At 73.2% G+C, this 19,036-nt stretch carries 16 protein-coding genes; 2 read left to right on the top strand and 14 right to left on the bottom strand.

Features of this window, described 5'->3' with window-relative positions; genetic code table 11:
* Positions 1–101 precede the first annotated feature (101 nt).
* Positions 102–1,157 (top strand): biotin/lipoate A/B protein ligase family protein, encoded by a 1,056-nt coding sequence (locus ACIBNE_RS00210; RefSeq protein ID WP_399267770.1) that lies wholly within the window; start codon positions 102–104, stop codon positions 1,155–1,157.
* A gap of 45 nt (positions 1,158–1,202) precedes the next feature.
* Here the strand turns inward: ACIBNE_RS00210 and ACIBNE_RS00205 are convergent, their stop codons facing one another.
* Complete coding sequence (locus ACIBNE_RS00205; RefSeq protein ID WP_399267768.1) at positions 1,203–1,958, bottom strand: response regulator; 756 nt, start codon at positions 1,956–1,958, stop codon at positions 1,203–1,205.
* Complete coding sequence (locus ACIBNE_RS00200; protein WP_399267766.1) at positions 1,955–3,340, bottom strand: sensor histidine kinase; 1,386 nt, start codon at positions 3,338–3,340, stop codon at positions 1,955–1,957. Before ACIBNE_RS00200 ends, ACIBNE_RS00205 begins: the two co-directional genes overlap by 4 nt.
* Before the next feature lie 167 nt (positions 3,341–3,507).
* Between ACIBNE_RS00200 and ACIBNE_RS00195 the strand changes: the two genes are divergently transcribed.
* A complete protein-coding gene (locus ACIBNE_RS00195; RefSeq protein ID WP_399267764.1) occupies positions 3,508–4,491 on the top strand; it encodes a carboxymuconolactone decarboxylase family protein in 984 nt (327 codons plus the stop codon).
* Positions 4,492–4,520: 29 nt separating this feature from the next.
* On the opposite strand, the gene ACIBNE_RS00190 is transcribed toward ACIBNE_RS00195, so the two are convergent.
* From ACIBNE_RS00190 to ACIBNE_RS00135, 12 genes are all read right to left on the bottom strand, one after another.
* Positions 4,521–5,549, bottom strand: coding sequence for a LacI family DNA-binding transcriptional regulator (locus tag ACIBNE_RS00190; RefSeq protein WP_399267762.1), 1,029 nt, complete (start codon positions 5,547–5,549; stop codon positions 4,521–4,523).
* A 290-nt stretch (positions 5,550–5,839) separates the two neighbouring features.
* Positions 5,840–7,648, bottom strand: coding sequence for a glycoside hydrolase family 36 protein (locus ACIBNE_RS00185; RefSeq protein WP_399267760.1), 1,809 nt, complete (start codon positions 7,646–7,648; stop codon positions 5,840–5,842).
* Positions 7,649–7,652: 4 nt separating this feature from the next.
* A complete protein-coding gene (locus ACIBNE_RS00180; RefSeq protein ID WP_399267758.1) occupies positions 7,653–8,468 on the bottom strand; it encodes a carbohydrate ABC transporter permease in 816 nt (271 codons plus the stop codon).
* Positions 8,465–9,412, bottom strand: coding sequence for a carbohydrate ABC transporter permease (locus ACIBNE_RS00175; RefSeq protein ID WP_399267756.1), 948 nt, complete (start codon positions 9,410–9,412; stop codon positions 8,465–8,467). Before ACIBNE_RS00175 ends, ACIBNE_RS00180 begins: the two co-directional genes overlap by 4 nt.
* A gap of 5 nt (positions 9,413–9,417) precedes the next feature.
* Positions 9,418–10,752 carry an extracellular solute-binding protein gene (locus ACIBNE_RS00170; protein ID WP_399267754.1) on the bottom strand — a complete coding sequence of 445 codons (1,335 nt, stop codon included), beginning with the start codon at positions 10,750–10,752 and terminating at the stop codon, positions 9,418–9,420.
* Complete coding sequence (locus ACIBNE_RS00165) at positions 10,737–11,927, bottom strand: aminotransferase class V-fold PLP-dependent enzyme (protein ID WP_399267753.1); 1,191 nt, start codon at positions 11,925–11,927, stop codon at positions 10,737–10,739. The genes ACIBNE_RS00170 and ACIBNE_RS00165 overlap by 16 nt, the downstream gene beginning before the upstream one ends.
* A gap of 203 nt (positions 11,928–12,130) precedes the next feature.
* Positions 12,131–12,688, bottom strand: coding sequence for a class IV adenylate cyclase (gene cyaB, locus ACIBNE_RS00160; RefSeq protein WP_399267751.1), 558 nt, complete (start codon positions 12,686–12,688; stop codon positions 12,131–12,133).
* Between the two features lie 14 nt (positions 12,689–12,702).
* On the bottom strand, positions 12,703–13,551 hold the full coding sequence (locus ACIBNE_RS00155) for a helix-turn-helix domain-containing protein (RefSeq protein WP_399267749.1): 849 nt from the start codon (positions 13,549–13,551) through the stop codon (positions 12,703–12,705).
* Between the two features lie 667 nt (positions 13,552–14,218).
* Positions 14,219–15,238 carry a TIGR03842 family LLM class F420-dependent oxidoreductase gene (locus tag ACIBNE_RS00150; protein WP_399267747.1) on the bottom strand — a complete coding sequence of 340 codons (1,020 nt, stop codon included), beginning with the start codon at positions 15,236–15,238 and terminating at the stop codon, positions 14,219–14,221.
* A gap of 100 nt (positions 15,239–15,338) precedes the next feature.
* Positions 15,339–16,745, bottom strand: coding sequence for a dihydropyrimidinase (gene hydA, locus ACIBNE_RS00145; protein WP_399267745.1), 1,407 nt, complete (start codon positions 16,743–16,745; stop codon positions 15,339–15,341).
* 61 nt (positions 16,746–16,806) lie between these two features.
* A complete protein-coding gene (locus tag ACIBNE_RS00140; protein WP_399267743.1) occupies positions 16,807–18,087 on the bottom strand; it encodes an aspartate aminotransferase family protein in 1,281 nt (426 codons plus the stop codon).
* Complete coding sequence (locus ACIBNE_RS00135) at positions 18,084–18,935, bottom strand: nitrilase-related carbon-nitrogen hydrolase (RefSeq protein WP_399267741.1); 852 nt, start codon at positions 18,933–18,935, stop codon at positions 18,084–18,086. Before ACIBNE_RS00135 ends, ACIBNE_RS00140 begins: the two co-directional genes overlap by 4 nt.
* Between the last annotated feature and the right edge of the window lie 101 nt (positions 18,936–19,036).

The following is a 19,036-nucleotide window of genomic DNA, read 5'->3' as shown; positions in this document are numbered from 1 at the left end:
CCGCGCGGTGACCGCCGTGCCGCGCCCCGCACCGGCCCGGTTATCGTGAGGTCCGGGAACGGACATCTCGGTCACGGGACAGCGGATCGCGGAGGCGCACGGTGCACGGTGAGTACAAGGTCCCCGGCGGCAAGCTCGTCGTGGTGGACCTGGAGGTCGAGGACGGCGCCCTGCGCGGCGTGCGGGTGGCGGGCGACTTCTTCCTGGAGCCCGACGAGGCGATCCTCGCCATCAACCGGGCCCTGGAGGGCGCCCCCGCCGACACCGACGCGCCGGGCCTGGCCGCCCGCGTCGAGGCCGCCCTGCCGCCCGGCACGGTGATGTTCGGGCTGTCGGCGGAGGGCGTGGCCGTCGCGGTGCGCCGCGCCCTGGCGCACGCCACGGACTGGACGGACTACGACTGGCAGCTGATCCACGCGGGCCCACAGCCCCCGGCCCTGCACATGGCGCTGGACGAGGTGATCACGACCGAGGTCGCCGAGGGCAGGCGCCCGCCGACGCTGCGCGTCTGGGAGTGGGGCGCGCCCGCCGTCGTCATCGGCTCGTTCCAGTCGCTGCGCAACGAGGTGGATCCGGCGGGCGCCGAGCGGCACGGCATCCAGGTGGTGCGCCGGATCAGCGGCGGCGGGGCGATGTTCATCGAGCCCGGCAACACCATCACGTACTCCCTCTCCGTCCCCGACTCCCTGGTCTCGGGGCTCTCCTTCGCCGACAGCTACGCCTATCTCGACGACTGGGTGCTGGGCGCGCTCGGCGACATGGGCGTCAAGGCGTGGTACCAGCCGCTCAACGACATCGCCACGGACGCCGGGAAGATCGCGGGCGCGGCCCAGAAGCGCGTGGTGACGGGCGGCGGCGCGGTGCTGCACCACGTGACCATGGCGTACGACATCGACGCGGACAAGATGCTCGACGTGCTGCGCATCGGCCGCGAGAAGCTGTCCGACAAGGGCACGAAGAGCGCGAAGAAGCGCGTCGACCCGCTGCGCCGCCAGACGGGCCTGGCCCGCGAGGCCGTCATCGACCGCATGATCGACTCGTTCCGGGGCCGCTACGGGCTGACCGGGGGCGAGGTCACGGACGAGGAGATGGCGCGCGCGGAAGAGCTGGCGCGGACGAAGTTCGGCACGGAGGAGTGGACGGCGCGGGTGCCGTAGGACGACTGGTACGGCCGGGACGGCGGGGTCACCGGCGGCGGGGGCTCAGCGCGCCCCGCCGCCGGGGGTCACGAGGCCCGACTCGTAGGCGAAGACGACCAGTTGGGCCCGGTCGCGGGCACCGAGCTTGGTCATCGCACGGCTGATGTGGGTCTTCGCGGTGTACGGGCTGATCACCATGTGGTCGGCGATCTCCTCGTTGCTGAGGCCGCGCGCGGCCAGCGCCGTCACCTCGCGTTCGCGGCGCGTCAGGGTCTCGAAGCCGGTGGGGGTCGCGCGGTCCGGCGGGCGGGAGACGAACTCGCCGATCAGACGGCGGGTGATCGCGGGCGACAGGAGCGCGTCGCCGCTCGCCGCGACGCGGACCGCCCGGAGCAGTTCGGCGGGCTCGGTGTCCTTGAGGAGGAAGCCGGCGGCGCCCGCGCGCAGCGCGTCGAAGACGTACTCGTCCAGGCCGTAGTTGGTGAGGATGACCACGTGCACGGAGGCCAGCGCGGGGTCGTCCGCGATGCGGCGGGTCGCCTCGATGCCCGTCATCACCGGCATCTGCACGTCGACCAGCGCCACGTCCGGGACGTGTGCGCGCGCCAGGGCGACGCCCTGCGCGCCGTCCGCGGCCTCGCCCACCACCTCGATGCCGTCCTCCGCCTCCAGCAGCGCGCGGAACCCCGCGCGCATCAGGGCCTGGTCGTCGACGACCAGGACGCGGATCGTGCCGTCCGTACGGGCCTCGCCGCCCGGCTCCGGCGCGTCCCGCACGCTGCGCCCGCCCGTACGGCCGCCCGCGCCCGGCGCGCTCATCGTGCCTCCAGCGGCAGCCGCGCGCGCACCGCGAATCCGCCGCTCTCGCGGGCCGCCGCGCTCAGGGTGCCGCCCAGCGCGGCGGTGCGCTCGCGCATGCCGGTCAGACCGGTGCCCGGCACCACCGGATCGCCGGGCGCGAGCGGCCCCTCGTCCTCGACCCGGACCAGCAACTCGCCCCGCCCGTAGGTGATCCGCACCTTCGCCTCCGCCCGGTCGGCGTGCCGCGCCACGTTCGTCAGCGCCTCCTGCACGATGCGGAACGCCGCCCGGTCCACGTCCGGCGGCAGGGACCTCACCGCGCCCTCGACCGTGACGGTGACCGGCACCCCGGCCGAGCGCGCCCGCTCGGCCAGCTCGTCCACGCGGGCCAGTCCCCCCGCACCGTCGGGCGCCACGTCCGTGCGCAACACCTCCAGTGTGGCGCGCAGTTCGCGCATCGCCTCGCCGCTCGCCTCCTGGATGGCCAGCAGCGCGGGCGGCGCCTCGTCGCCCCGCTTGTTCGCGAGGTGCACGGCGACGCCCGCCTGGAGCTTGACGATCGAGATGGAGTGGGTCAGCGAGTCGTGCAACTCGCGCGCGATGCGCAGCCGTTCCTCGCCCGCCCTGCGCAACGCGACCTCCTCGCGGGTGCGTTCGGCATCGGCCGCGCGCTGCTCGGTCTGCCGGAGGTACGCCTGCCAGTTCTTGTCCGCGATCCCGGTGACGACCGCGCACAGGAACCAGCCCGCGAGGAGCACGGTGCGCTCCGCGACCCCATCGGCGCCCGCGTGCGCGGTGACGTACCCGGCGAGGAACACCCCGCCCGCCGCCGCGCCGACGCCCCTGTTGCCGCTGCGCGAGACCGCGTGGACGGCGGCGACCACGGGCAGCGCCGCCCAGGAGCCGCCGTCGCCGTGGAACACGTACCCGAGCATGGCGGCCGTGGTGAGCGCGAGGACCGGCACCGGGGCGGACCGGTGCGCGACCAGGACCAGCGAGCCGACCGCGATCAGCGCGAGGTCCACCGCGGCCCCTGCGGCCCCGAGGCCGTCCGGCTCCCCCGACGCCAGCCCGGCCGCCGCGGTCAAGACGCCGATCACCACGACGAAGGCCACGTCGGCCACGTGCACCAGCCGCTGCCGCCCCGCACCGGCCGGCCCGCGCACGCCATCCGGCTCCACGCCAGCCGCCTCCCGCACGCCCACCCCGTCCACACCGGCCGCCTCCCGCACGCCCACCCCGTCCACACCGGCCGCCTCCCGCACGCCCACCCCGTCCACCTCCCGCACGCTCATCCCATCCGCGCCGGACGGCCCGCGCACGCCCACCCGCTCCGCATCCGCGGACTCCCGCGCGTTTCCCCGCTCCACGCGGGACGGTTCCCGCCTGCTCCCCTGCATGCGCGCACCCTAGCCCGCGCCGGCCCCGCCCCGCCTCAGTCGTCGAGACGGTTGCCGCACTACTCCCCACGCAGTAGTCGCGCCCCTCTCCGGCCCGCTCGCAGCAGTCGCGACTGCCTCCGGTCGTACGACGACGGGGACGCACCCGGGCGGCGAGCATCGTCCCCATGACCGGACCTTTCCGCTTCACCTCGCCCGTACCCGTCCCGTCCGCGACCGGAGTCGTCGCGGACGCCTACGCCCAGCAGGAGGCCGAGTTCGGCATCCGCGCCCCCGCGCCCTTCGCCGCGCTGTCGCCCTCCGTGCCGCTGTTCACCGCGGCCTGGGTGCTGATGCGCGAGTCGCTGCTCACCGGCATCGCGTCCCGTACGGAGAAGGAGCTGGTGGCCACGGGGGTGTCACTGGCCAACGCGTGCGGGTTCTGCGTGGGCGCCCACAGCATGCTGCTCCTCGCGGGCGGCGAGCGGGAGTTGGCGGCGCGGCTCGCCTGGGGCGACGAGCCCGCGGACCCCGCGCACGCCGCGCTCCTCGACTGGGGCAGGCACGGCGGCCCCGCGCCCTTCCCCGCCGACCTGGCGCCCGAGTTCATCGGTACGGCCCTCACCTTCCACTTCGTCAACCGCATCGCGTCCGTGCTGGTCCACGAGCCCGCCATGGCGGACCCGCGGCAGCGGGAGCGGCTGCTGGCGAGCCCGGCGGGCCGCCGCCTCGCCGAGGCGGTCCTGCGCGTGCCGCCGTCGGGCGAGGGGCTGCGGCTGCTCCAGACCCGGGGCGTGGAGCCGCCCTGGGCGTGGGGGACCCCGATCGGCGCGGCGTACGGCGCGCTGCGGGACGCGGCGCTGATGGGCAAGGGGCTGCTGTCGGGCGACGAACAGGCCTTCGTCGAGCGGGCGGTGGCCGAGTGGGACGGCGTTCCCCGTCCGGCCGAGCTGCCCGAAGCCCCCTCCCCCGGCGCGCGCCTGGCGCTGCTCGCGGCGCTCGCCCCGAACAGCGTCACGGAAGCGGACGTGGCCGCCTGGCTCGTACCGCCGCACTCGGACCACTGCCTGGTGCATCTGGTGTCGTACGGCGCGTGGTTGGCGGTCGAGCGGATCGAGGCGTCCCTGCTGGGGGTGCGGGCCGCCGGGGCCGTGGGGCACGGCGCCCGCTGAACACCCCCCGGAACCCGGGCGGTTGACGGCTATCGCGTCGGCGTGCTCCCCCGTACCACCGGCTCCGCCGGGAGGAGGAGGCCGCTCTCCGGGGCGGCCGCCGGGTCCTCGACGGCCGTGATCAGCCGCTCGACGAGGGCCTGGGCGATGGCCGGGAGGGGCAGCCTGACGCTGGTCAGGGCGGGCTGCAGCAGCGTGCAGAGGGGGATGTCGTTGAAGCCCGTGACGGCGACGTCGTCGCCGACGGTCAGACCGGCCGCGCGGACGGCCTGGTAGGCGGTGAGCGCGAGCCAGTCGTTCGCGCAGACCAGGGCGGTCGGCCGGTCGGGTCCGGTGAGCAGGCGCTGGACGGCCAGGGTCAGCGCGGCCGGGTCGTCGTCGGGGACGCCGACCTCGAAGGCGCCGTCGGTGGCGGCGGCCGCGGCCTGGAGGAAGCCGGTCCTGCGGTCGGCGAGCCAGGGCAGGGACGCGGCGGAGTTGAGGAAGCAGATCCTGCGGTGGCCCTGGTCGAGCAGGAGCCGCACCAGCCCGGCGGTGACGGCGGTCGAATCGATGTCCACCCAGTTCTGCGGGCGTCCCGGTGCGGTGCGGCCGAAGGCGGCGAACGGGAACCCGGCCTCGGCCAGCACGTCGACGCGCGGGTCGTCGTGGACGACGTCGGAGAGGACGAACCCGTCGACCTGCCGGGCCGCGATCAGCCCGTTGAACGCCTTGGCGACCGCGCCCGCGCCCTGCTGGGGGTCGGCGCGGAACAGCAGGATGCGGTGGCCCACCGCGTCGGCCGCGCTGACCAGCGCCTGGAGGAAGCCGCCCATCAGCGGGTTGGGGTCGGCGGGGTTGTCGGCGGGCGCGGGGTAGCCGATGACCTTGCGGGTGCCGGTGCGCAGGCTGCGGGCGGACTGGTCGGGCTGGTAGCCCAGCTCGTCGATGGCGGCGGTGACCCGGGCGAGGGTGGTGGCGCGCAGCCGGTGGGGCGCGTTGAGGGCGTTGGAGACGGTCTGGCGGGAGACTCCGGCCGCGTGTGCGACGTCCTCGATGGTCACCTGTCGAGCGGTCATCGTTCCTCTGCGGGCGGTAGGCGGCGGGTGGTGGGGCGGCCGGGGCCGGGGGGGGCGCCCGCCCCCCCCCCCCCCGGGGGGGGGGCCGCCCCCCGCCCCCCCCCGGGGGCGCCGGCCCGGGGGGGGGGGGCGGGGGGGCCCGGCCCCCGGGGGGCCCCGGGGGGGGCGGGCGGGGGGCCCGGGGGGGGGGGGGGGGGGGGGGGGGGGGGGGGCGGGGGGGGGGGGCCCCCCCCCCCCCCCCCCGGCCCCGGTGCTGCGTCCGGCCCCCGGCCCCGGCCCGGGGCGAGCGGTCAGGGCTCGCGGGTCAGGGTGAGCAGGCCGCCGGTCGGCACGGTCACCGCGTTCGCCCCCGCGGCGAGGTCGAGCGCGGTCTCGGACAGGATCTCACCACGGCAGTCCTGGACGCGGACGAGGGCACGCTGCGGCCGTGCGGCGACCAGCGGCACCACGGGGTCGTCGTCCGCGTTGGCGACGAACAGCGTCCCGGCCCCGGCCTCGCCCGTCCGGTCGGGGAGGTCGACAGACAGCGGCGCGTAGCGGGCGACGACGGTGGTGGCTCCGGCGCGGGCCACGACCAGCGGGTAGCCGAGGTCGGGCCGTACGGGCTCCAGGTCGCCGAGCTGGAGGACGTCCGCGTGCTCGCGGCAGAAGCCCAGCCAGAAGCGCAGCACGGCGAGCTGGTCGGCGCTCTGGGCGGTGAGGTCGACGGATATCTGCGGTACCGAGAACAGGGCGTTGACCAGGTGGACGGCGACGGACTCCGGCGTTTCGGCCGGGTGCCACATGGTCATGTCGGCGTGGACGGCGAGCGGGCCCGCCGTGAGCCGGCAGTCGACGGTGCGCTGGCGGTTCTGGGCGGCGCCGAGCGGGCAGTCGACGGCGCGGACCATGCTGGCGTACGGCCAGAGCCCGGGGCCGACGTACGGCTGGCGGTGCTCGACGATCACGTCGGGGCGGGTGCGGCGCAGCCGGGCGTCGAGGTCGGCGAGGAGCTGCCGCACGCCCTCGTGGACGGCGGTGCGGTCGGCGCCGGGCGGGGCGGGCGGCGGGTCCGCGACGGCGAAGCAGTCGATGAAGTCGAGCTTCACGCCGTCCGCGCCCCACTGTTCGACGGCGCGCGAGACCTTCTCGATCAGGTGGGCGCGCACCTCGGGGTGGCGCGGGTCCAGGACGGCCGCCTCCAGGTCCGCGTCCTCCCGCAGGACCAGGTCCTTGAACCGGTCCCACGCCTTGTTCTGGCGGCCGATGAACGGCAGGGCGTACCAGAGGAGGTGGGCGAGGCCGAGCCGGTGGACCTCGGCGACGTGGGCCGCGGGGTCGGGGAAGGCGGCCGGGTTGGGCTCCCAGTCGCCGCAGTGGGCGTAGCCGCGGGCGCGGTCGGCGGTCTGCCAGCCGTCGTCCACGATGACGCTCGCGCAGCCGAGGCCGGCGGCGAGCGCGGCCTGGCGCTCGACGGCCGCGGCGTCGACGTTCTGGTGGAGGCTGTACCAGGTGGAGTACGCGGGCAGCCGGGCGGCGGGCGGGACGCCGGGGTGCGTGGTGCCCTCGGCCCACCAGGCGGCGACGGCCCGGACGGTGGCGGCGAAGTGGCGGCCGCCGAGGTCGATCCGCAGCCTGAACGGCGCCGCGCCCGGGGCGAGTTCCTGCTCCACGGTGAAGGCGAACTCGCCGGTCTCCTCGACCACGCCCCCGCCGATGCGCACGGGTGCGGAGGTCTCGCCCAGGGCCGCGGTGCACAGGGCGCGGTCGCCGGTGCCGACGAGGCTGGCGACGGGGGCGCCCTTGGCGTACGAGACGGTCCTGGGCGTGCTCCAGGAGGGCGGGAGCCAGCGGGCGGCGCTGGTGTCGGGGGTCCAGTAGGCGGTGGCGCCGACGCAGGGCACCCGCCATTCGGCGCGGACGGTCGCGGGGGCGGCGGACGAGACCTCGATGAGGGTCACGCCGTCGTCGAGCTGGGTGGCGGTGGCCTCCAGCCCTTCGGCACCGGGGCCGGGTCCGGCAGGGGCCGCAGGGGCGGCAGGGGCGGCGGTGAGGTGGACCGTGAGCGGGGCGCCGGTGACGTGCGTCAGGCCGGTGGTCACGGTGATCGCGGCGTTCACGGGGTCACTCCTTGGTCGCCCCGGCCAACAGGCCGGAGATGAACTGGCGTTGCAGGAAGAGGAAGAGGGCCATCACGGGGATAGCGGCGATGGCGCTGGCGAGCAGGACCTGCGCGTAGTTGGTGGTCGAGAGGCCCTGGAGGGTCGCGGTGGCCACGGGCAGCGTGTGCATCTCGGGGCTGCGCAGCGCGATCAGGGGCCAGACGAACTGGTTCCACGCGCCGAGGAAGACGAACAGCGCGAGCGCGGCGATGACGGGCCGGTTCACCGGGATGACGATCCGCCACAGCACCCGCAGTTCGCCCGCGCCGTCGACGCGGGCCGCGTCGAGGAGTTCGTCGGGCATGGAGCGCAGCGCCTGCCGCATCAGGAAGATGCCGAACGGGGTGACGAGGCCGGGCAGGACGACGGACTGGTAGGAGTCGATCAGTCCGATGTCCATCATCATCTCGAAGATCGGGATCAGCATCACCGTGTCGGGGATGACGAGGGTGCTGAGCAGCAGCGCGAAGAACAGGTTGCGCCCGCGGAACTCGAACTTGGCGAAGGCGTATCCGGCCAGCACGGAGACGGCGACCGCGCCCACGGTCTGGGCGGTCGCCACCACGAGGGTGTTGACCAGGACGCGGGTGAGTCCGATGGACTCCTCAAGGCCCCGGAGGTTCTCCATCAGGTGGCCGCCGGGGAGCAGTTTCGGCGGCCAGGAGAAGACGTCCTTGTCGTCCTGGGTCGCGGCGACGGCGAGCCAGTAGAAGGGGGCGACGCAGAGCCCGAAGGCGCCCGCGAGCAGCAGCGTGAGCGCGGTGCCCCGGCGCTTCACCGGCGCTCTCCCATCACGCGGACCTGGATGAGGCCGAGTACGGAGACGATGACCGCGAGCGCGTACGCGAGAGCGGAGGCGTACCCGAAGTCGAAGTACTTGAAGCCGTTGTTGTAGAGGTACATGGTCACCGTCAGGGTGGAGTTGTCGGGGCCGCCGCCGGTGAGGACGTACGGCTCGTCGAAGAGCTGGAGGGTGCCGATGGTGGAGAGCACCACGGTGAGCAGCAGGATCGGCCGGAGCTGGGGCAGGGTGATGGCGGTGAAGCGGCGGACGGGTCCCGCCCCGTCGACCTTCGCGGCCTCGTAGAGCTCCTTGGGGATGCCCTGGAGTCCGGCGAGGTACAGCACCGCGTTGTAGCCGGTGTAGTGCCAGGTGAGGACGAGGACGATGGCGATGCGGGCCCAGAAGGGGCTGCCGAGCCAGTTGATCCGGTCGGTGCCGAACAGGGAGAGGACCCAGTTGAGCAGTCCCGCGTCGTGGTTGAGGATCACGGAGAACATCACGCCGGTCGCGACCAGGCCGGTCAGCGAGGGCACGAAGACGCCGAGCCGCCACACCGGGCGGAGCCACACCTTGCTCGAATTGAGGCCGAGCGCGACGAGCAGGGCGAGGCCGAGCATCAGCGGGACCTGGACGGCGAGGATCAGGCCGGTGTTCTTCAGCGCGGTCCAGAACAGCGGGTCGTCCAGCAGGCGGCGGTAGTTGGCGAGCCCGGCGAACTCCCGGTCGTCGCCGTTGCCGGTGGTGAGGCTGATCCAGAGCGAGGCGACGATGGGGTAGGCCTTGAAGACCGCGAAGCCCAGGACCGCGGGCATGATCAGCAGGTACGGGACGGAGGCGCGGGTGAGCAGTCGGCGCCGTCCCTTGCGGGCGGGGCCCGGCCGCCCGGCGGCGCGGCGGCCGGCCGGGGCGGGGGCACTCTTGGGCGGGGCGAGGGACATGATGGTCAGGCCGCCTGCTTCCGACCGGTCTGCTGGGCGAGCTGCTTGGCGGCGTCCTTGAGGGCTGCCGCCGGGTCGGCGCCCTTGAGCAGCACCTTGCTCTGGGCGTCGCTGGCGAGCTTGAGGGCGCGGGAGTAGTCGCTGGTGAAGTTGGTGGCGCCGGACCCGGCGCCGAGCGAGTCCACGAAGGTCTTCAGCACCTTCTGGCCGCCGTAGAAGGGGTGGGGCGCGCTGAACTTGGGGTCGGCGTAGGCCGCCTTGAGGGCGGGGAAGACGCCGCCGGCCGTGAAGATCCGGTTGATCTCGGCGGGCTTGGTGAGCGCGTACTCGACGAACCGCCAGGCGGCCTTGCGGCGCTTGCTGGAGCCCGCGACCGCCAGGTAGGTGGAGTTGACGATGGCGTTGCGCTGCCCTCCCGGCAGGGCGGCCGGCGGCTGCATGACGCGCCACTTCCCCTTCTGTCCGGGGAACTTGAGGGCGAGGTACTCGGCGGCCCAGGCTGCGTCCGCGACGGTGGCGAGCTTTCCCTGGCTCAGCAGCCGCTTGCTGGTGCCCTGGCCCGCCGTGTCGGCGAGCAGTCCGGCGTCGTTGAGGCGCTTGACGACGGTGAGGGCCTGGACGGCGGCGGGGGCCGCGAGCGTGATGTCGCCCTGGCCGTCGAAGTAGAAGGCGCCCTGGAGCTGCATCAGGTTCTGGAAGAAGTCCACGTCCTGGGTCGCGCCGGTCTTGTCGAGCCCGAGCAGGCTCGCCCCGGAGGCGGACCGGATCTTCGGTCCCGCGGCGATCAGGTCGTCCCAGCTGCTGATGCCGGCCGGGTCGACGTCGGCCTTCTCGAAGTAGTCCCGCCGGTAGAACAGGCCGAGCGGGTTGACCTCCCACGGGAGGGCGTGGACGGCCTTGTCCTCGCCGATGACGGTCGGCCACAGGCCGTCGGCGAAGGCGTCCTTGTGCTTGTCGGCGCCGAGCTTGGACAGGTCGGCGAGGCCGTCGGGGAACTTGTCCAGGTAGCCGGGCAGGTAGTCGACGCCGACGTGCAGCACGTCGGCGAGGCCCTTGCCGCCCGCCGCGAGGCCGACGGTGATCTTGTCCCAGATGGCGGGCTCCCCGACGTCCTGGACGTCGACGGTGATGCCGGGGTTGTCCCGCTCGAAGGAGGGGACGACGGCGCGCAGGCCCTCGGCGGCGGTGGTCCAGCTCCAGACGGTGATGCTTCCGCTGTCGCCGTCACCTCCTCCCGCGGCGCCACCGCCGCCGTTGTCGCCGCAGGCGGCCAGGCCGAGACCGGCGGCGGACGCGGTCGCTGTCCGGAGCAGTTGGCGGCGGTTCAGGCGGTGGGACATGTCGGCTCCTGGGGTGGGGTCGTGGGACGGAGGGTGGAGTGGGAGGGGACGGGGTGGTGCGCCGTGCCGCGCGCGAGCGCGTGCAGCGCGTCCGCGAACAGGTCGGCCGCGGCCGTCGGGGTGTCCGCGTGCGGGGACAGCCGGATCCACTCGTCGCGGCGGGTGGTGATCACGCCCGCCGCTCCGAGGGCCGCGTGCACGGCTGCCGGGTCGTGTCCCGGCAGCCGGAACGCGCCGATGCCGCCCCGCTCGCCGGGGTCGATGCCGTCCAGCAGGACTTCGGCACCGGCCCGCCGCGCGCGGTCGAGGAGGTCGGCGAGGGTGGCGCGGATCCGGGTACCGACGGCGGCGGGGCCGCCCCCGGCGAGCAGGTCGTCGATCGCCGCGCCGAGCGCGGCGGCGGCCGGGAAGTCGGGGTTGGTCGCGAGGTGCGCGGCCGCGCCCGGCAGCGGCGCGGCCGGATGCCGGTGCGCGAAGGGCTCCTCGACGCCCGCCCAGCCGCCGAGCCCCGGGGTCAGGCGCTGTGCGCACCGGTCGCGGATGAGCAGCAGCGCGGCGCCCCAGCCGGCCCGCAGCCACTTCTGGCCGCCGCTGACGAGGACGTCGGCGGCGCCCGCCTCGATCGGGACGGCGCCCAGGCCCTGGATGGCGTCCACGATCAGCAGCCGGTCGGGGCCCAGGGCCTCCTTGAGGTCGGCGAGCGGCGCCAGGTGGCCGGTGAGCGAGTCGACGGCGCTCACCGCGAGGGCGGTGACGTCGGGGGCGAGGTGGCGGCGCAGCAGGTCGGGGGTGATGTGGCGGTGGCCCGCCGGGTCGAGGAGGCGGACGGCGGGGCCGCCCCTGGAGGCGAAGCGGAGCCAGGGGTAGAGGTTGGCCGGAAACTCGCCCCTGGGGACCAGGACCGCCCCCGGGCCGCGCAGTGCGGCGGCCACGGTGAACAGGCCGTTGCTGGTGGACGGGGCGAGCGCGATCTCGTGCGGCCCGGCGTCGAGCAGCCGGGCCGCCGAGGCGCGGGCCGCGTCACTGAGGGCGAACAGCCGGTCGAGGTCGGCGGGGCCCGAGCGGGTGGCGAGCGAGGTCGCCCCGGCGAGCGCGGCGGCGGCCGGACGGGAGACCGGGCCGACCCTGGCGTGGTCGAGGTAGCCCGCGGCCGGGCCCTCCCCCTGAATCGACACAGAAATTGGATCGTTCAAAATTTGCCCTAACGGAACCCACGTGAAGCACTTCCTGGAATTTGAAGGTTCACATTAGGGAGGTCGGGCCACCCCGGCAAGAGGTTGGACGCACCTGGTTCTCAGCGGGACGCGGACACCTCGCGGTCGCGCTGCGGCCACATCCCGGCCACGCCGAACGCGGCGGGGGCGTCGTGCGTCCAGGGTCAGCGCGCGCGGCTGGCGCGGACCGCGCTGGTGTACGTGTCGCGGGTCAGATCCTCCTCACCGATCCCCAGATCGGCGAGTACGGCCCGCACGTCCGCGAGAGCCGCCACAACGTCGTCCTCGGCGGCCAGTGTCTCCACTTCCAGGAACGTCCCGTCGATCTCCGGGACCCGCACCAACGTCGCCAGCACGTCGCGGCCATGGGCCTCGATGTCGTAGTTCCGACAGCGCTTCTCGAACGCGATGAGCGGCACGTAGCCCAGCCCGCGCAGCATCGCGTGCACCGCATCGGCGTCCTCCACTCGCGTCTCGTACTCAGGCTTCGACCCTGACGCCTCGTCAACTGCGGCGCCCTTGAAGGTGAGCACCGTGCGGATGCCGTCGGCGCCGTGCACGGTCCGTACCCTCAGCTCCTGATCCTGCCCGTCGAGTGACCCGTCCGGCCGGTCGTAGTACGTGTCCTGATACACCTCTACCCGGCCGGGCGCACGCTCCTCCAGCCGGTTCAGGACCTCTTCCGGTGCACGCACCCAAGCCTTCAGCTCTGCCTCGATCACCCGCTGCTCCCTTCTCAGGCCGTGCGTTCGCCCTCGTCGAGCATCGCCTCGAACATCCGCCGGAAGCCGCGGTACAACGGCCCGTGTGGTGTCTCCATCACCTTGTACGTCGCCGACTCGTGTCCCTCCCACCCGACGTCGAAGGCGGACACGAACATGACGGCATCCAACCGGATGATCCGCCAGGTCGGCAGCATCCGGTAGCGGAACACCGACAGGTCGCAGATGTCGGTTAGCTCGCGCAGCCGCGCCTCGGCGAGGCGGACCCCGCTGGCCAACGACTCCACGGATTCACCGATCTCCGCAGCGCGGCGGGCGAGTGCGGACGCTTCGGGGTGGAGGAGCAGTACCCGGACCCGGGGCAGCGGTCCCGCAGTGCGGGTCAGCGAGGCCCGCAGCAGAGAGTCGTTCAATCCGATCAGCCCGAGCCCGCGAACAGCAAGCACATCCAACTCGGTTGCGGTGGTGGCCTGCTGCTGGATCTCTTCGGCGGCGGACGCCTGCCCGGCGTAGACGCGTACGACCTCGGGGAAGGCGGCCAGGTCGAAGACCGCACCCGCTGAGCGGGCCTCTCGACTCGCGGCGAGTCCCATCAAGTGTCGGGCGTCGTCGGGCATGTGGAGGCCGTCGGCGACCCGCTCGTACACGTCGAGCCTCACGACCTCCCGGCGCCCGTTGATGATCTCGTTGACGCGGGCCTGGGTCATGCCGACGGCCGCGGCGATGCGGGACTGGCTGGCGCCGGCGTACTGCTGAACGTAGCGGAGGACCGCGCCGACATCGCGGGCCCGTAAGGCCTGGCGCACCTCGGCGTGTTGCCATGCCCACTCGGGCATGGGGATCGGGACGAGCGCTGTCGACATCGGCCCCCACTGTTCATGGCGGGATGGAAATGCATCTCACCATGAGATTACCGGCAGGGGATAGAGCAGTCAGGCACGCCACAAGATCCTGAAGACATGACGAACCCACCGCCTCTCGAATGGACGCCATCCGGCGTCACGGTCTCCATGCAGCCCGCAGGGAGTTGGTGGGACGCCGTGCGCGTCCCCCGGAGTCTCTGCCCGGTTGCCCTCGGCCGACTCGACGCGCGCACGGGCGCCGTCATCGAGGACCCCCAGAGCGGACCGCCGTACTGCCTCGACCGCACTGCGGCGCGGACACTCGGGCCACGACCGTGACGGCGCACCTCGTAGCCGACTACGACCAGCCGTGCCACCGGTGCGGGCATCTGATCCTGGCCGATACCCCCTACGTCGAGTTCGTCGTGGGTGAGGGCCTGCGTGGGACCGTCCGGGTCCACCTCCGGTGCCCGGATGAGAGCGAGGACGCCCCGTGCCCGGACGCAGGGGGAGGACGCGTGACCCGCGAAGCGGCACTGTGCGCACGCTGCGGCAGCGGACGCAACGTGCAGACCGTCGCATACGTGGATGCCGCGTCGGGTCCACCACGGTCGGTGTACGCGTGCGGCGAGCATCGGGCCGCAGTCGCCAAGGCGGCCCGGTGATCCCGCCCCCTCCCCCGTCAGCCTCAAGCGCCGGTGAACACCGGGACGACCTCGGAGCCGTACGCGTCGATGACGCTCTCGCGCGCGTCGTGCATGGCGTACACCGCGAACTGGTCGACGCCCAGGTCGCGCAGTGCGGTCAGCTTCTCGATGTGCGCGGACGCCGGGCCGAGCAGGCAGAAGCGGTCGACGATCTCGTCGGGGACGAAGGCGGTGTCGGGGTTGCCCGTCCTGCCGTGGTGGCTGTAGTCGTAGCCCTCGCGGGACTTGATGTACGCGGTGAGGTCCTCGGGCACCAGACCGGAGTGTTCGCCGTAGCGGGCGACGAGGTCCGCGACGTGGTTGCCGACCATGCCGCCGAACCAGCGGCACTGCTCACGGGCGTGCGCCAGGGCCGCCGGGGAGTCGTCCGCCGTCACGTACGCGGGGGCCGCGACGCAGATGGTGACCGAAGCGGGGTCGCGGCCCGCGGCCTCGGCGGCATCGCGCACCGCCTTGACCATCCACTCCGTGAGGAAGGGGTCGGCGAGCTGGAGGATGAAGCCGTCGGCCTTCTGCCCGGCGAGGGCCAGCGCCTTGGGCCCGTACGCGGCCATCCAGACCGGCAGCTTCCCCTCCCGCACCCAGGGGATCCTGACCGGGTTGCCGTCCACGGCCGCCTCCCGGCCCTCGGCCAGGTCGCGGATGACGTCGATGGCCTCGCCCAGCCTGGCCAGGGTGTTCGGCGCCCGGCCCGCGACGCGCATCGCGGAGTCGCCGCGCCCGATGCCGCACACCGTGCGGTTGCCGTACATGTCGTTGAGCGTGGCGAAGGTGGACGCCGTCACCTCCCAGGTCCTGGTGCCGGGGTTGGTGACCATGGGGCCCACCGTCAGCTTCCTGGTGTGCTCCAGGATGCGGCTGTAGATGACGAAGGGTTCCTGCCAGAGCACCGCCGAGTCGAAGGTCCAGCCGTAGGTGAATCCGTTGCGCTCCGCGCGGCGCATCAGTCCGACGACCTCGGATGCCGGCGGGTCGGTCTGGAGGACGAGTCCGAAGTCCATGGCGTGCTGCCCCTCTTGGTCCGGTTCGGGTGCCGGGGACGGCCCGGCGGTCGGGCCGCCCCGGCGGTGGGATCGAGTGGCCCCTTCGGCGGGGCCGCACTCAGCCGAAGTGCTCGCCGACGCCTCGGGGCACGTACGCGCCGTGTCCGGCCCGGCCCACGAACTCCCGCCGCTCGATGACGAGTTCACCGCGCGAGAAGACCGTATCGGCGCGGCCGGTGACCGTCTTGCCCTCGTACGCCGAGTAGTCGACGTTCATGTGGTGGGTCTCGGCGGAGATGACCTGGGTCGCCGCCGGGTCGTAGATGACGACGTCGGCGTCCGCGCCGGGCGCGATGGTGCCCTTCTTGGGGTAGAGGCCGAACATCCGGGCCGGACTGGCGCAGGCGATCTCGATCCAGCGGCGGCGCGAGATGTGCCCGTCGAGCACGGCCTGGTGGAGCAGGTCCATGCGGTTCTCGACGCCCGGCAGACCGTTGGGGATCTTCGAGAAGTCGCCCCGGCCCAGCTCCTTCTGGCCGGTGAAGCAGAAGGGGCAGTGGTCGGTGGAGACGACCTGGAGGTCGTTGGTGCGCAGGCCGCGCCAGAGCGCGGCCTGGTGTTCGCGCGGCCGCAGCGGCGTGGAGCAGACGTACTTGGCGCCCTCGAAGTCCGGCTCGGCGAGGTTGTCGGTGGACAGGAAGAGGTACTGGGGACAGGTCTCGCCGAACACCGGCAGGCCCTCGTCCCTGGCCCTCGCCAGCTCGGCGACGGCCTCCAGGGCGGAGACGTGCACCACGTAGAGGGGGGCGCCCGCGACCTGGGCGAGCTTGATCGCGCGGTGGGTCGCCTCGGCTTCGAGGAGCGCCTTGCGGACCTCGCCGTGGTGGCGGGGGTCGGTCTCGCCGCGCTGGAGGGCCTGTTCGACCAGGACGTCGATGGCGATGCCGTTCTCGGCGTGCATCATGATCAGCCCGCCGTTGGCCGCCGAGCGCTGCATCGCGCGCAGGATCTGCCCGTCGTCGCTGTAGAAGACGCCCGGGTAGGCCATGAACAGCTTGAAGGAGGTGATGCCCTCGCCGACGAGGACGTCCATCTCCTTGAGGGTCTTCTCGTTGACGTCGGAGAGGATCATGTGGAAGGCGTAGTCGATCGCGCACTTGCCGTCCGCCTTGGCGTACCAGGCGTCCAGTCCCTTGCGCAGGGCGTGGCCTGGCGACTGGACGGCGAAGTCCACGATGGTGGTCGTCCCGCCCCAGGCGGCGGCCCTGGTGCCGGTCTCGAAGGTGTCGGACGCGAAGGTGCCGCCGAACGGCAGCTCCATGTGGGTGTGGGCGTCGACGCCGCCCGGGACGACGTACTTTCCGGTGGCGTCGAAGGTGCGGTCGGCCGTCAGGGCGTCGGCGGCGGCCGTGCCGTGCGCGACGAGGGCGGCGATGCGGCCGCCCTCGATCAGCACGTCGGCGTGGGTCTCTTCGGCGGCGGTGACGACGAGGCCGCCGCGGATCAGGGTGCGGGTGCTGCTCATGGTGGTGCGCTCCCTCGACGGTGCGTCGGTTGTCCGGTGCGTCGGTTGTCCCGTGCGTCGGCTACAGCGCGCGCAGCGCTCGTTCGATGATCGACGCGCCCTCTTCGGCCTCGGCCACGGTGAGCGTGAGCGGCGGGGCGATGCGCAGGACGCTGGTGTCGTGGCCGCCGCCCTTGCCGATGAGCAGTCCGCCCTCGCGGGCCGCCTCCAGGACGGCTGCCGCCGCCTGCGGGTCCGCCTCGTCGGTGCCCGGTTTCACCAGCTCGATGCCGAGCATCAGGCCCCGGCCGCGCACCTCGCGCACGGCGGGGCTCTGCGCGCCGATGGCCCGCAGCCGCTCGATGAGCAGTCCGCCGACGCGCCGCGCGTTGCCCTGGAGGTCGTGCTCCAGGAGGTACGCGAGGTTGGCGTTGCCCGCGGCCATGGTGACCGGCGAACCGCCGAACGTCGAGATGGAGTTGGCGTCCAGGCAGTTCATGACCTCGGCGCGGGCGACGACGCCGCCGATCGAGGTGCCGTTGCCGATGCCCTTGGCGAAGGTGAGGACGTCGGGCGGGCCGCTCGCGGCGTGCGCCTGCCAGCCCCAGAAGTGGTCGCCCGTGCGGCCCCAGCCGGTCTGCACCTCGTCGGAGATCCACAGGATGCCGCGCTCGGCCAGCACCTCGCGGAAGGCGGCGTACAGCCCGTCGGGCGGGGAGGTGAAGCCGCCGACGCCCTGGATCGGCTCGGCGATCAGGGCCGCGGCCTCCCGGGTGTGGCCGAGGAGGTCGCGCAGGTCGGTGACGCACGCCTCGATGAACTGCGCGTCGCTCAGGTGCGCGTACGGGCCCCGGGAGCGGACGCCGCCGTGCACGTACAGCGTCTGGAGCGGCGAGAGGCTCGTCGGGGACCAGGCGCGGTTGCCGGTGATGGAGACGGCAGAGAAGGAGCGGCCGTGGTAGCTGTTGCGCATCGCCAGGATCTGGTTGGAGCGGCGGTACGCGGTGGCGAGCAGCAGGGCCGTGTCGTTGGCCTCGGTGCCGGAGGTGGTGAAGAAGACGCGGGCGTCGGGGATGCCGGAGAGGGTGGCGATCCGCTCGGCCAGCTCGACCATCGGGCGGTTGAGGTAGAGGGTCGAGGAGTGGATGAGCCGCCCGGCCTGCTCGCTCACCGCCTTGGTGACCTCGGGCAGGGCGTGGGCGGTCATGGTGGTGAGGATGCCGCCGAAGAAGTCGAGGTACTTGCGGCCCTCGGCGTCCCAGACGTGGCGGCCCTCGCCGTGGGTCAGCTCGATGGGCTCGCCGTAGTAGAGGGCGAGCCACTCGGGGGTGACGGCCTTGTGGCGGTCGAAGAGGGACGTCACGGCTTGACCAGCCCTTCGTAGGCGTCGGGTCGGCGGTCGCGGTAGAAGGCCCACTGCTGCCGCACTTCGTCGATTAGCCCGAAGTCGAGGTCGCGCACGAGGAGTTCCTCCTCCTTGTCGGAGGCCACGTCGCCGACGAACTGGCCGCGCGGGTCCACGAAGTAGCTGGTGCCGTAGAAGTCGTTGTCGCCGTACTCCTCCTGGCCGACGCGGTTGATGGCGGCGACGAAGTACTCGTTGGCGACGGCGGACGCGGGCTGTTCCAGCTGCCAGAGGTAGCCGGAGAGGCCGCGCGAGGTGGCGGACGGGTTGTACACCAACTGGGCGCCGTTGAGGCCCAGTTGCCGCCACCCTTCGGGGAAGTGCCGGTCGTAGCAGATGTACACGCCGATCTTGCCGACGGCGGTGTCGAAGACGGGCCAGCCCAGGTTGCCCGGCTTGAAGTAGTACTTCTCCCAGAAGCCCTTGACCTGGGGGATGTGGTGCTTGCGGTACTTGCCGAGGTAGCTGCCGTCCGCGTCGATGACGGCGGCGGTGTTGTAGTAGAAGCCGGACTGCTCCAGCTCGAAGACCGGGACGACGATCACCATTCCGGTCTCGCGGGCGAGGTCCTGCATGCGGCGGACGGTCGGCCCGTCCGGGACGGCCTCGGCCCAGCGGTAGTGCTCGGGCTCCTGGACCTGGCAGAAGTAGGGGGCGTTGAACACCTCCTGGAAACCGATGACCTTCGCCCCCTGCCGGGCCGCCTCGCGGGCGTGCTCCTCGTGCTTGGCGATCATCGATTCGGTGTCGCCCGTCCAGGTCGCCTGGACGAGTGCGGCGCGTACGACGGAAGGGTCTGCGGACATGTGCCTGCTCCTTCGACGGGACGTCAGAGAGCCTCTACGCACGTAGACATGGCGTGTAGGAGGAGAACGTAAGCCCCGGCCCACGCCGGGGCAAGACCATC

The organism is Streptomyces sp. NPDC050504 (assembly GCF_044458065.1).
GTDB lineage: Bacteria > Actinomycetota > Actinomycetes > Streptomycetales > Streptomycetaceae > Streptomyces.
This window is presented reverse-complemented; position numbering and strand designations above follow the sequence as displayed.